Below are 12,073 nucleotides of genomic sequence, written 5' to 3'. Positions count from 1 at the left end.
GCGCCCGACCGGGCTGTGGTCGGACCTCAGCCGTGGTCGCGGGTGGAGTGGCCCACGCTCCCCTGGGCCGGGAGCCGCGGACCGCTCCCGCCCCGCGGCGCTGCGTCCGTGTGCCCGTCCTCGTGCCCGACGTCGTCGCTCACCCCGGGCAGCAGGTCCCCCGGGGCGGGGCGTCCCGCCGTACCCGCGACTGCCGCCGGGTCCACGACCACGAACTGCCCCATCATCCCCTGGTCCTCGTGGCGGAGCAGGTGGCAGTGGAACATGTAGGGGCTGTCGGCGTCGGGGGTCGCGCCGAACGTGACCAGGAGCCGGGTGACCTTGCCCGGGCGGACGTAGACGGTGTCCTGCCAGCCCTGGAGCTCGAGGGGCGGAGGGGCTCCCGAGACGTCGAGCACCTGGAACTGCGCGTCGTGGACGTGGAAGTTGTGCGGGGTGTCGTCGAGTCCCGTGACCTCCCAGACCTCGGTCGCGCCGGCGTCGACGACCTCGTCGATGCGGCGAAGGTCCATGTCCTGGTCGTTGATCGAGGTTCCCGAGAGCTCGAAGCGGCGCGTGACGGTCGAGGCGTCCTCGTCCGCGACGGGCAGGACCCCCAGCACGGCCGGCACGGGGGCCGACGGCGCCAGCTCGGCTGCGGCCCGCAGCTCGAGGACGTCGAGCGTGTCGTCACCGCCGGAGAACCGCACGGTGAACGGGTTCGCGCCGAGCTCCTGCGGGAAGCTGCGCAGCACGGCCCGCTCTCCCGGCGAGACCTCGACCACGACCTCGGCGCGGTCCCCCGGGGAGAGCTGGAGGCGGTCGGTCGTGACGGGCCCGTCCAGGAGACCGCCGTCGGAGCCGACCACCTGGAGGTCGCGGCCGTCGTCGAACCCGAAGGCGTAGACGCGCGCGTTGGAGCCGTTGAGGATCCGCAGCCGGATCCGCTCGGTCGTGACGTCGAGGTAGGGGTTCGCGGTGCCGTTCACGAGGACGACCGAGCCCCGCACCCCCGTGCTCGACAGGAACGGGTCCGCGTCGTCGAGCCTGCCGTCGGCGTGGAACTTCTTGTCCTGGACGACGAGCGGGACGTCGTCGACGCCGTACTCGTGCGGCAGGGCGCCCTGGACCGCAGCCTCGGGCGACCCTGCGGGCTCGTCGAGCAGGAAGAGACCGGCCAGGCCCCGGTACACGTGGTCGGCGGTTCGTCCGTGCAGGTGCGGGTGGTACCAGAGCGTCGCGGCGGGCTGGTCGATCGTCCAGGTCGGCGACCACGTCTGCCCCGGTTCGACCTGCTGGTGCGGGCCGCCGTCCATGACCGCGGGCAGCTTCATGCCGTGCCAGTGCAGCGTGCTGGTCTCGGTCATCGAGTTCGTGACGTCGATCCGGACCTGCTCGCCGCGCGCCGCGCGCACCGTCGGGCCCAGGAACGAGCCGTTGACGCCGAGGGTCGGGGTGGGACCGCCCTGGCCCAGGTCCGTCTCGCCCTCCTGCAGGTCGAGCGTGAAGACCCGGACCCCGTCCTCGACGGTCGAGGTCGCGAGCGGCGGGATCGCGAGGGGCCGTGTGAACTCGACCTCGCCGGCCGTCGAGGTCGCACCGCGCGAGAAGGCTACGGCGACGCCGCCGGCGATCCCACCGGCGACGAGGGCGACGAGCACCCCCACGACGACCACCCAGCGGCGCCGACGGCGGGGCGCAGGCCCGACGGGACCGTCCGCCTCGGCGGTGGTCGCAGAGGCGACGGCGTCGTCGTCGGGGGTGGCGGTCATGTCGGTGCGATGCTCCCAAGGTGGCTGTGGTGCCGCGGTGAGCGGGTCGCTGTCGTGCGGACGCCCGGTGCGGCTCACCCCAGGCTAGGCAGGGCCCACCGTCGGGCACATCGGGGGTGTCCCCCACCTGGCCCCTGAACCGACCCTGGCGCGCTCCGGGCGCCCGAGCGCCGAGGTGGACCTGGGGCCACCTCGGCGCTCGGGAGCGCGATGGAGCGGGGACTACGCGTCGAGCCCGCGACGCGTCAGGAGCGGCGCGATCTCCGGGTCGCGGCCACGCAGGTCCGCAAACGCGACCATGGGGTCGACCGAGCCGCCGCGTGCGAGCAGCTTCTTGCGGAACGCGTCGCCGTTGGCCCGGTTCAGGCCACCGTTCTCCTCGAACCAGGTCACGGTGTCGGCGTCGAGGACCTCGGACCAGATGTAGGAGTAGTAGCCGGCCGAGTAGCCACCACCGAACACGTGGTTGAAGTACGTCGTGCGGTAGCGGGGCGGCACGGGTGCGAAAGCGACCCCGGCCGCGTCGAGCGCCGCGGCCTCGAACGGCAGGACCTCGTCGACGGTCGTGGGGACCTGCTCGGGGGCGAGCTGGTGCCAGGCCTGGTCGAGCAGCGCGGCCGCGAGGTACTCGGTCGTCCCGAAGCCCTCGTTGAACAGGCGCGAGGCGAGCATGGTCCGGGCCCACTCGGCCGGCATGGGCTCGCCCGTGACGTGGTGGACCGCGTAGGACGTGAGGATCGTGGGCTCCCAGGCCCACATCTCGTTGACCTGCGAGGGGTACTCCACGAAGTCGCGAGGCACCTCGGTGCCCGACTGCGACGGGTAGCGCACGTCCGAGAACAGGCCGTGCAGCGCGTGGCCGAACTCGTGGAAGAGCGTGATGACCTCGTCCCACACGAGCAGCGTCGGCTCGCCCGCCGGAGGCTTGACGATGTTGAGGTTGTTCACGACGACGGGCGGCTGGTCGAGCAGGTGGTTCTGGTCGACGAGGTTGTTCATCCACGCTCCGCCCCGCTTGGACTCGCGCGTGTAGAAGTCGGCGAGGAACAGCCCGAGGCCCTGGTCGCGCTCGCCGACCGGGCCGTCGAAGACCTCGAACACGCGGACGTCGGGGTGGTAGCCCACGAGGTCCGTGCGCTCGGCGAACGAGATGCCGTAGAGCAGGTTCGCGGCCTTGAACACGCCGTCGGTCACGACCCGGTCGAGCTCGAGGTAGGGACGCAGCGCGGCGTCGTCGAGCGAGTAGCGCTCCTTGCGGACCTGCTCGGCGAGGTACGCCCAGTCCGAGGCGCGCAGCTCGGCGTCGTCGCCGGCCTCGCGGGCGAGCGCGACCTCGAGGTCCCCGGCCTCACGGCGGGCGTTCGCGACCGCGGCAGGCGCGAGGCGCGAGAGCATCGCGTTGACGGCGTCGGTCGTCTTGGCCGTCGCGTCCTCGGCGATGTACGACGCGTGGTGGTCGTACCCGAGGAGCCGCGCGTGCTCGGCGCGCAGGCGCGCGAGGTCGAGAACGATCTGGCGCGTGTCGTTGTCGTCGGCCGTGGCGCCACGCGTCATGGACGCCTGCTGGACGCGCTCGCGGGTCTCGCGGCGAGCGAGCGACGCGATGACGCCCTGCTGCGTGGGCAGCTGCATCTCCAGGAGGTACTTGCCCTCGTGACCGCGCGTCGCGGCCGCGGCGGCCGCGGCCGCGATCGCGTCCTCGGGCAGGCCCTCGAGCTCGGCGGCGTCGTCGACCAGGACGCTCGCGGCGTTGGCGCCCGCGAGCAGCTTGCGGCCGAACGCGGCCTCGAGCGAGGTCAGCTTCCCGTTGAGCTCGCGCAGCCGGTCCTGGTCGGCGGCGTCGAGCTCGATGCCCGAGCGGCGGAAGTCGACCAGCAGCGTGTGCAGGAGCCAGGCCGTGTCCGCCTCGAGCGTGAGCTCACCGGCGTCGACGGCGTCCTGCAGGGCGCGGACGCGCCCGTAGAGACGTGCGTCCATGTAGATCGCGTCGTGGTGCGCCGACAGCTCGGGCGCGACGGTCTCCTCGATGTCCTCGAGTCCCGGCGTCGAGTCGGCGCTCGCGACGTTGTAGAAGACCGTGACCGCGCGGGTCAGGAGCTGGCCCGCGGACTCGAGGGCCTCGAGCGTGTTGGCGACCGTGGGCGCCTCGGGGTTGGTGACGATCTCCTCGACCTCCGCACGCTCGGCCTCCATGCCGGCGCGGAGGGCGGGGAGGTAGTGCTCCTCGCGGATCGTCGTGAAGTCGGGGAGCTGGTACGGGAGGGTGGACGCCGCGGCGAACGGGTTGGCCGGGTCGAGGGTGCTCGTCATGCGTCCTATCTTCACCCGGCGGGCGCCCGGCTCACGACATCATTCCCGGCGAGGTCAGCGTGCCCGCGTCTGGCCCGCGTGGTCCCCTGCCTCGGCGGACGGCCACGGCTCGACCGGTTCGCGCGGGTCGCCGGCGAGCAACGTCCCGATCCACGCGTCCCGACGTGCGCCCCGCTGGATGCCGAAGCCCCGCACCGTGCCCTCGACCCGGAACCCGAGCCGCCACGCGACGCGGCGCGAGGCCCAGTTGCCGGTGTACGCGGTCCAGACGATGCGCGAGAGCCCCAGGCCCTCGGGGTCGAACGCCCAGTCGACCACGAGGCGGGCGGCCTCCGACATGAGCCCCTCGCCCCGCGCCTCGGGCGCGAGCCAGTACCCGATCTCGGCCGATCGTTCGCGCGTGGGCGCGGGGTCCAGGGTGATCCCGACCATGCCCAGGACGGGAGCGTCCGGGGCGTCCGGGCGGCGGATCGCCCACGTGCTCCCCCGCCCCGTGCGCCACGCCTCGGGCACGATCTCCTCGATGAAGGACGCTGCGTCGGCGCGCGTGTACGGGCTGGGCACGGTGGTCCACGCGGCGATCTCCGCTCCCTGGCAGAGCTCGGTGATGCGGTCGACGTCCGTCGCGGTGGGCATGGCGAGGTGGACGCGTTCGTTGGCGAGGACGAAAGGTTCCATCCGGACAGCATGCCACCACGCCATGAGGGCCGACAGGGCATTTCGGGAAGCGACCGGAGCTAGTCCCCCAGGACGTCCTCGGCGCGCGTCCAGGACAGGTCGAGCGCGGCGCCCACCTGCTCGTTGACGAGGGTCCCGGACACGGTCGTCAGCCCGCTGCGCAGCAGCGGGACGCTGCGCAGCGCGCTCGTCCCGCCGTCCGCGAGGAGCGCGAGGTACGGCAGGGTCGCGCTCGTCAGGGCGTGCGTGCTGGTCACGGGGACCGCGCCGGGCATGTTCGCGACGCAGTAGAACGTGGAGCCGTGCACCCGGAAGGTGGGCTCGTCGTGCGTGGTGGGGCGGGTGTCCTCGAAGCACCCGCCCTGGTCGACGGCGATGTCGACGAGCACCGAGCCGGGCTTCATGCGGGACACGAGGTCGTTCGTGACGAGGCGCGGCGCCCTGGCCCCCGCGACGAGCACCGCACCGATCACCAGGTCGGCCGTGAGCACCTCCTGCTCGATCGCGTAAGCGCTCGACGCGACGGTCCGCACGTGCCCCGCGAACTCCTGGTCGAGCGCGCGCAGCACGGGCAGCGACAGGTCGAGGATCGTGACCTCGGCGCGCATCCCGACGGCGATCTCGGCCGCGTGCCGGCCGGCGGTCCCGCCACCGAGGATCACGACGCGTCCCGGCCTGCTGCCGGGGACGCCGCCGAGCAGCACGCCCGAGCCGCCCGCGGGTCGCATCAGGTGGTAGGCCCCGACCTGGGTCGCCATGCGCCCGGCCACCTCGCTCATGGGTGCGAGGAGCGGCAGGGAGCCGTCGGGCGCCTGGGCGGTCTCGTAGGCGACCGCGGTGGTCCCGGCGTCGAGCAGCGCGGCCGTGCCGAGGGGGTCGGCGGCCAGGTGGAGGTAGGCGAACAGCAGCAGGTCGTCGCGCAGCAACGGGTACTCGCTCGGCACGGGTTCCTTGACCTTGCAGACGAGCTCGGCGCGCCCCCAGACCTCCTCGGCCGTGCCCAGGACCTGCGCGCCCGCGAACGTGAAGTCCTCGTCGGAGATGGCCGAGCCTGTCCCGGCACCCGCCTGGACCAGGACCTCGTGCCCCGCCGCGACCAGGTGATGGGCGCCCGCGGGGGTCAGCGCGACGCGGAACTCGTTGTTCTTGACCTCGGCAGGTATCCCGATCCTCATGCCGTCAGCGTGTCGCGTGCACGCGGATCGCGCGCGTCGAGCGCCCGGAAGCGCACCCTCGTCGAGGGGGCGCTCCGCCGTCGGGCCGGGCCCCGGTGCCGAGAACGGGGTTGAGGCCGTTTCCGACCCGGAGACGATCTCAACCCCGTTCTCGGCACCCCAGGGCGACAGGTCAGTCGCCCTTGACGTTGACGATCTGCCGCAGGGTGTGGCGGACCTCGACGAGGTCCGCCGCGTCCTGCATGACCCGGTCGATCGACTTGTAGGCGGCCGGGATCTCGTCGATGAACGCGTCGGTGTCGCGGTACTCGATCCCGGCCATGGCCTCGCGGAGCTGGTCGTGCGTGAACGTCTTGCGCGCCTTGCTCCGCGAGTACTCGCGCCCCGCCCCGTGCGGCGCGGAGTCGAGCGCGAGCGGGTGCCCCTTGCCCACGACGACGTACGACGCGGTGCCCATGGACCCCGGGATGAGCCCCGGGTCGCCCTCGCGGGCACGGATCGCGCCCTTGCGCGAGACCCACACGTCCTTCGAGAAGTGGTGCTCGCGCTCGGTGAAGTTGTGGTGGCAGTTGATGCGCTCGGCCTCCTCGACCGGGGCGAGCCCCGACCAGGCGTCGAACGCGGCCACGACGCGGTCCATCATCTCCTCGCGGTTGAGCAGCGCGAAGTGCTGGGCCCACCGCAGCTCGCGGATGTACGCCCAGAACTCGTCGGTGCCCTCGACGAGGTACGCGAGGTCCTTGTCCGGCAGGTCGATCCAGTACCGGGTCATGAGCTCGCGCGCGACCGCGATGTGGTGCTGCGCGATCTTGTTGCCCACGCCGCGCGACCCCGAGTGCAGGAAGAACCAGACCCGGTCCTCCTCGTCGAGGCTGACCTCGATGAAGTGGTTCCCGGACCCCAGCGAACCGAGCTGCAGGCGCCAGTTCCCGGCGTACCGCGCGGGATCGAACCCCGCCTTGTCCGCGAGCGCCTCGAGCTCGGCGACGCGAGCCGTCGCCGTGTCGGTCAGGCGCTGGTTGTAGGAGCCGGCGCTCGTCGGCACGGCCTTCTCGATCGCGAGCCGCAGGTCGCGCAGCGCGGGCCCCGCGACGTCGGCGGCCGTGTACCGGGTCCGGACGGCGACCATGCCGCAGCCGATGTCGACGCCGACCGCGGCGGGGATGATCGAGCGCAGCGTGGGGATCACGGAGCCCACGGTCGCGCCCAGGCCCAGGTGCGCGTCGGGCATGAGGGCGAGGTGCGGGTGGACGAAGGGCATGGTCGACGTGCGCTCTGCCTGCTCGCGGGCGCCGTCGTCGAGGATCGAGGCCCAGCTCCACAGGGTCGGGGTCAGGCGGGTCGCCGCGTTCTTCGTGGTGTTCGTGCTCATGGCGAGAACTGTGGCAGGCCGCCGGCCGGAGCGGCGAGCGATTTGCGCCGCTCGTCCTGGTGCTGTCGCGCGGGCGCCGGCCGCGCGAGGCGAGCGGCGTCGTCGGGCCGTCCTCCTGCCCGACGACGACGCCCGCCTCAGGCGTCGGCCGTCGCCTCCTTGTCGCTCCCCTTGCCGTTCGAGCCGTTCGAGCCGTTCGAGCCGTTCGAGGAGCGTTCCTTGCCGGAGAGCGCGATCTCCTTGGCCGTGGGGATCTCCTTCTCCATGGGCGGGTCCTTGCGTCGCAGCCTGCTGAACACCGCCCACGCGACCGCGACGAGCGGCACGGACACGACCGCACCGAGGATGCCCGCGATGAACGTCCCGGACGTCACCGCGAGCGCCACCACGACCGGGTGCAGCGAGACCTGCTTGCCCATCACCAGGGGCTGCAGGATGTGCCCCTCGAACTGGCCGATGAGGGCGATGAAGATGCCGACGAGCGCGGCGTTGACGATGCCGTTCGCCGCCAGCGCGACGACCATCGCGATGACCATCGCGGCCGGGGCGCCGATGAGGGGGATGAACGCGCCGATGAACACCAGGACCGCGAGCGGCGCAGCGAGCGGCACCCCGAGGACCACCAGGACGATGGCGGCGAGGATCCCGTCCACCAGGGCGATGATGACCGTGCCCCGGGCGTAGCCGGAGAACGTGTACCAGCCCGCTCCTCCGGCCAGCGTCCAGGTCTCGCGCGAGCGGGACGGGAGCTGGTTGAGGAACCACGTCCACATATCCTTGCCGCGTGCCAGGAAGAAGATGGTGCAGAAGATCGCGAGAGCCAGGACCGCGAACGCCTCGAAGACCGAGCCCGCGCTCGCCGCGGCCTGGCTCGCGATGTCGCCGCCGTGCTCGGTGATCCACGTGCGGGCGTTCTCTATCCAGGTCTCGATGTCCTGCGGGGTGATCGTCACGGGCAGCGGCCCGTTCTCCAGGAAGTCGAAGATCTTCTCGATGCCGGTGTTGAACTGCCCCGCGAGGCTCTCCCACTGGCCCGCGACCGACGTGATGACGTACGTCAGCAGCCCGCCGAGCACCAGGAAGGCCGACAGGAGCGCGAGGCCCGTCGCGAGCCCGCGCGGCATGATCTTGGCGTACCAGTCGGTCACGGGATTCAGGACCGAGGTGATGACCAGGGCCAGGAAGACCGCGATGAAGACGATCTGCACCTGGGACGTCGCGAAGAAGACCAGGCCGACCGCCGCGACCAGCAGCAGGATCCGCCACGACCAGCCCGCGCTCGTGCGCAGCCACGCCGGCACGGAGTCGTCGGCCCCCACGACCGACGGGTTGCGGCGCGCGCCCGCGACCTTCTTGGCCGCAGGGCTCAGCCCGGCCAGGTGTTTGACGGACGCCGCCGGGCGGTCGGCCCCGCTCCCCGGGCTCGACGCCGTGACGTCGTCGGGTCCTGCGTCCTTGTCCTCAGCCACGAGCACCCCATCCGCTGTCGGTTTGACGATGAAACCGCCCCTGACCTGCACCGACCGGTGCGACGGGCCCGGGGACGCTCCCCAGTCTGCCCCACGGGCCGGATGCACGCTCGGTGCCCGAGACGTGTTATGTTTTTCCCCGCAAGGCCCCCGGCGGGAACGCCGGGACCTGACACCTGTCCGGGTGGCGGAATGGCAGACGCGCTAGCTTGAGGTGCTAGTGCCCTTTATCGGGCGTGGGGGTTCAAGTCCCCCTCCGGACACTCGTTGAGACAGCGAACCGCGAAGCGGACCAGGGAAACCAGGTCCGCTTCGTTGTGCGAGACCCGGTGGCGACACCGGCAGCAGGACACCCGTCCGGGTGGCGGAATGGCAGACGCGCTAGCTTGAGGTGCTAGTGCCCTTTATCGGGCGTGGGGGTTCAAGTCCCCCTCCGGACACTCGTTGAGACAGCGAACCGCGAAGCGGACCAGGGAAACCAGGTCCGCTTCGTTGTTGCTGCCCCGACTCCCCCTCCCGCGCGCGCCTCCGGGAGCGGCCCGACCGACTAGGCTGTGAAGTCGATCCGACAGGGTCGCCGTGGCTCGATCGGGAGAAGAGGGTTCGTGAGGCACACCAGCCATCGCACGCGCGGCCGCTCGGGTGGTGGCGCCGTCTCCACGACGTTCGGCGTGCTGGGCGAGCTGCTGATCACGCTCGGCATCGTCGTCGGCCTGTTCGTGGTGTGGCAGCTGTGGTGGACCACGGTCCAGTCGAGCCAGGCGGCGTCGACCATCATGACCGAGTTCCAGGAGACGCTTCCGCCGGCTCCGGAGGTCGCCGCCGAGCTGCGCACCGACGCCCCGCCGGTCCCCGAGGCGGTCGCCGAGGGCGAGACGATCGGCGCGCTCATCGTCCCCACCTGGTACGGCAAGACCGACAACACCATGCCGATCGTCCAGGGCACCACGACCGCGCTGCTGAACAAGGCCGTCGCGGGGCACTACGTGCAGACCCAGCAGGTCGGTGAGGTCGGCAACTTCGCGCTCGCCGGGCACCGGCGCACGTACGGCAACTCGTTCCGGTTCGTCAATGAGCTCGTCGAGGGTGACCAGGTCATCGTCGAGACCGCGACGACCTGGTACGTGTACGAGGTCACGAGCCACGAGATCGTCCTGCCGAGCCAGGTCGAGGTCCTCGCCCCCGTGCCCAACCAGCCGGGCGTCGAGCCGACCGAGCGGATCCTGACCCTCACGACGTGCCACTCCCCCACGCTCGGGGAGTTCGGCAACTCCCACCGGTGGATCACCTACGCGACGTTCGTCGGCTGGATGGACCGCGCCGACGGTATGCCCGAGCAAGTCCTCAACGACCCGGGGGTGCAGTGATGTACGGGTGGATCTTCCGGCACCTGCCGGGCAACCGCTTCTGGCAGGTGCTGCAGTCGCTCGTCCTGGTGGCGGCGGTCGTGGCCGTCCTGTTCACCTGGGTCTTCCCGTGGGTCGCCGACACGTTCAACATCAACGGCGACCCGAACTTCGACTAGCCGCGCCCTCCGGCACGGCGCCGCTCGCGCCGGAGCCGGCGCTCGGCACGTGCGTCCCGCGCGTACGCCGCGGCGTCCCGGCTCGAGAGCGTGAGCAGCATCAGGATGTCGAGCGCCACGGTGAGCAGCGTGGTGCTCAGCGTGATCTGGTTCCCGGACACGGCCCACCCCACGAACGACGACGTCGTGCTGATCGCGGCGAGCACCATGACGAGGTCCCGCGCCCAGTTGCGGCCTCTGAGGACGCGCCAGGCCAGGAAGAGCTGGAACAGCGCGACGAGCGAGAGCAGCACCACCACCAGGACCAGCAGCGGGCCGGACGCCTCGTCGATGTCGGCCTGGGTCACGCTGCCGCCCAGGAAGAGCGAGCGCAGCGTCTGGTCCCAGTGCAGCGCGAGGTTCGCGAGCCAGACCAGGTCGGCCACGACCCCCAGCACGACGAGCAGCGCACCGACCGTGGTGGCCGCGGGTCGGCGCGTCGGGCGCTCGGTGGCGGCGTTCGCACCGTCGGGTCCCGCTGCGGACGTCGCCGGGACCGCGACGCCCCGGACGTCCGCGACGGGGAGGTCGCCGTCGGTGCGGATCGCGTCGCCGCCGCCGTTGCGTGCGTGGTACCCGGTCGAGAAGTCCTCGATGACCTCGACCTCGACGCCGACGTCGGCCCCGAGCAGCGTCGCCACGACGTGGTCGCGCTCCTCGTCGGTGTCGGCCTCGATCTTGTGCGTCACCTGGAGCGTGAACAGGGAGAAGCCCACCGACCGGTCGTACGTCCCGGCCGCGAGCCAGTCGACGCGACGTCCGCCCGGGAGCGGCCAGCCCGGCGGGCAGCGCCAGAACCTGATGTGGTGGCGGCGAGACGGGTTCCCCTCGACCTCCTGCTGGAACGCGAAGTCCTGCTGGCGCCCGAACAGGAACAGGGGACTCACGGGCGCCTGGTCGTAGCTGCGCCGGCCGAGCGTGGCCGCGACGATGCGTCCGCTCGAGGCGAGCGTGACGTCGTCGGCGAGCGTCCACCCTGCGGCCTCCATCGCGGCCCGGACCTGCGCCTCGTCCCCCAGCAGCGCGAGGTTGACCGGGTCGCCCAGCAACCCGTTGGCGGTGCGCGTGCGGCCGATGAAGTACTCGGGCACGTAGAGCGTCGTGAGGATCCGGTGCAGCCGCGGCAGGGCGAGGTAGGCGATGACGAGCCACACGGCGACGACGTAGAGGATCGCGAACCAGCCGAGGTGGATCGACTCGCTCAGCACGAGCCACGCGAGCCACACGGCGGCGAGGCCCGCGAAGACGAAGAAGAACCCGTCGCCCAGCTCGACGAGCCGATGCCGCAGGCCGCGAGGGGCAGGCGGACCGGTCCGACCGGGGGCTACGTCGGCGGGCTGGACGGCGGCGGCGTCGGCGGGAGGGCTCGCGGGCACGTCGACGCGCGCAGCGGTGCTGCGGGCGGCGTCGGGCGCGCTCTCGCGGGTCACGTTCCCACCCTAGGTCGCCCGGCGGCTTCGGGCTGGGCGGAGCGAGGCGTCAGACCGAGCAGTCGCACACCGGGTTGAACTCGACGACCTGGTCGCCGAGCTCGGGGTGCGCCCACGCCTGGGCCTCGGCCAGCGAGGCGAAGCGGCGCCCCGCGAGGCGACCGTTGGCGAACAGGACGCCGGCCTCGATCTGGTCGCGCACGTCGTCGGGGTCCGTGCCCGAGGCGCCCGAGGTGCTCGTCACGCTCGTGGTGCCCGTGCCGTCCGTCCCTGCCGTCACCGTGCTCATGGGGCATCCCTTCCGGTCGGTGGTCCTTCGTCCAG

Annotated in this window: 10 protein-coding genes and 2 tRNA genes; 4 read left to right on the top strand and 8 right to left on the bottom strand. The window is 72.1% G+C overall.

The window, feature by feature from the left end; genetic code table 11:
• Window positions 1–26 precede the first annotated feature (26 nt).
• The 6 genes from JOD48_RS09620 to JOD48_RS09595 form a co-directional block, all read right to left on the bottom strand.
• Window positions 27–1,751: a multicopper oxidase family protein gene (locus tag JOD48_RS09620; RefSeq protein WP_204808758.1), complete on the bottom strand. Its 1,725-nt coding sequence runs from the start codon at window positions 1,749–1,751 to the stop codon at window positions 27–29.
• Window positions 1,752–1,973: 222 nt separating this feature from the next.
• Window positions 1,974–4,061, bottom strand: coding sequence for a M3 family metallopeptidase (locus JOD48_RS09615; RefSeq protein WP_204808756.1), 2,088 nt, complete (start codon window positions 4,059–4,061; stop codon window positions 1,974–1,976).
• Between the two features lie 54 nt (window positions 4,062–4,115).
• Window positions 4,116–4,739, bottom strand: a complete 624-nt coding sequence (locus JOD48_RS09610) for a GNAT family N-acetyltransferase (RefSeq protein WP_191791310.1) — start codon at window positions 4,737–4,739, stop codon at window positions 4,116–4,118.
• Between the two features lie 59 nt (window positions 4,740–4,798).
• Entirely contained in the window at window positions 4,799–5,914 is a 1,116-nt protein-coding gene (gene ald / locus JOD48_RS09605) for an alanine dehydrogenase (protein ID WP_204808754.1), read from the bottom strand.
• A 172-nt stretch (window positions 5,915–6,086) separates the two neighbouring features.
• The gene (locus JOD48_RS09600; protein ID WP_204808752.1) at window positions 6,087–7,286 is read right to left on the bottom strand and encodes an RtcB family protein; all 1,200 of its coding nucleotides are present in this window, start codon (window positions 7,284–7,286) and stop codon (window positions 6,087–6,089) included.
• A 137-nt stretch (window positions 7,287–7,423) separates the two neighbouring features.
• On the bottom strand, window positions 7,424–8,656 hold the full coding sequence (locus JOD48_RS09595; RefSeq protein ID WP_372440797.1) for an AI-2E family transporter: 1,233 nt from the start codon (window positions 8,654–8,656) through the stop codon (window positions 7,424–7,426).
• Window positions 8,657–8,933: 277 nt separating this feature from the next.
• On the opposite strand from JOD48_RS09595, the gene JOD48_RS09590 reads away from it, so the two are divergent.
• The 4 genes from JOD48_RS09590 to JOD48_RS09575 all read left to right on the top strand — a co-directional run bounded on the left by JOD48_RS09590 (window position 8,934) and on the right by JOD48_RS09575 (window position 10,280).
• Window positions 8,934–9,018 (top strand) — tRNA-Leu (locus tag JOD48_RS09590).
• A 92-nt stretch (window positions 9,019–9,110) separates the two neighbouring features.
• A tRNA-Leu gene (locus JOD48_RS09585) sits at window positions 9,111–9,195 on the top strand.
• A 165-nt stretch (window positions 9,196–9,360) separates the two neighbouring features.
• Complete coding sequence (locus JOD48_RS09580; protein WP_204808750.1) at window positions 9,361–10,122, top strand: class E sortase; 762 nt, start codon at window positions 9,361–9,363, stop codon at window positions 10,120–10,122.
• On the top strand, window positions 10,122–10,280 hold the full coding sequence (locus JOD48_RS09575) for a hypothetical protein (RefSeq protein WP_191791314.1): 159 nt from the start codon (window positions 10,122–10,124) through the stop codon (window positions 10,278–10,280). The genes JOD48_RS09580 and JOD48_RS09575 overlap by 1 nt, the downstream gene beginning before the upstream one ends.
• Here JOD48_RS09575 and JOD48_RS09570 read toward each other — a convergent pair.
• Window positions 10,277–11,749 (bottom strand): LssY C-terminal domain-containing protein, encoded by a 1,473-nt coding sequence (locus JOD48_RS09570; RefSeq protein WP_307824075.1) that lies wholly within the window; start codon window positions 11,747–11,749, stop codon window positions 10,277–10,279. The genes JOD48_RS09575 and JOD48_RS09570 overlap by 4 nt on opposite strands.
• A gap of 49 nt (window positions 11,750–11,798) precedes the next feature.
• Entirely contained in the window at window positions 11,799–12,038 is a 240-nt protein-coding gene (locus JOD48_RS09565; RefSeq protein WP_239527374.1) for a hypothetical protein, read from the bottom strand.
• Between the last annotated feature and the right edge of the window lie 35 nt (window positions 12,039–12,073).

Origin of the sequence: Oerskovia paurometabola, from assembly GCF_016907365.1 — a bacterium.
In the GTDB taxonomy this organism is placed as follows: domain Bacteria; phylum Actinomycetota; class Actinomycetes; order Actinomycetales; family Cellulomonadaceae; genus Oerskovia; species Oerskovia paurometabola.
This window is presented reverse-complemented; position numbering and strand designations above follow the sequence as displayed.

Excerpts from the sequence above, each read along its gene's own strand:
- JOD48_RS09620 (WP_204808758.1), bottom strand. The coding sequence starts at position 1,751 with ATGACCGCCACCCCCGACGACGACGCCGTCGCCTCTGCGACCACCGCC.
- JOD48_RS09615 (WP_204808756.1), bottom strand. The coding sequence starts at position 4,061 with ATGACGAGCACCCTCGACCCGGCCAACCCGTTCGCCGCGGCGTCCACC.
- JOD48_RS09610 (WP_191791310.1), bottom strand. The coding sequence starts at position 4,739 with ATGGAACCTTTCGTCCTCGCCAACGAACGCGTCCACCTCGCCATGCCC.
- ald (WP_204808754.1), bottom strand. The coding sequence starts at position 5,914 with ATGAGGATCGGGATACCTGCCGAGGTCAAGAACAACGAGTTCCGCGTC.
- JOD48_RS09600 (WP_204808752.1), bottom strand. The coding sequence starts at position 7,286 with ATGAGCACGAACACCACGAAGAACGCGGCGACCCGCCTGACCCCGACC.
- JOD48_RS09575 (WP_191791314.1), top strand. The coding sequence starts at position 10,122 with ATGTACGGGTGGATCTTCCGGCACCTGCCGGGCAACCGCTTCTGGCAG.
- JOD48_RS09565 (WP_239527374.1), bottom strand. The coding sequence starts at position 12,038 with ATGAGCACGGTGACGGCAGGGACGGACGGCACGGGCACCACGAGCGTG.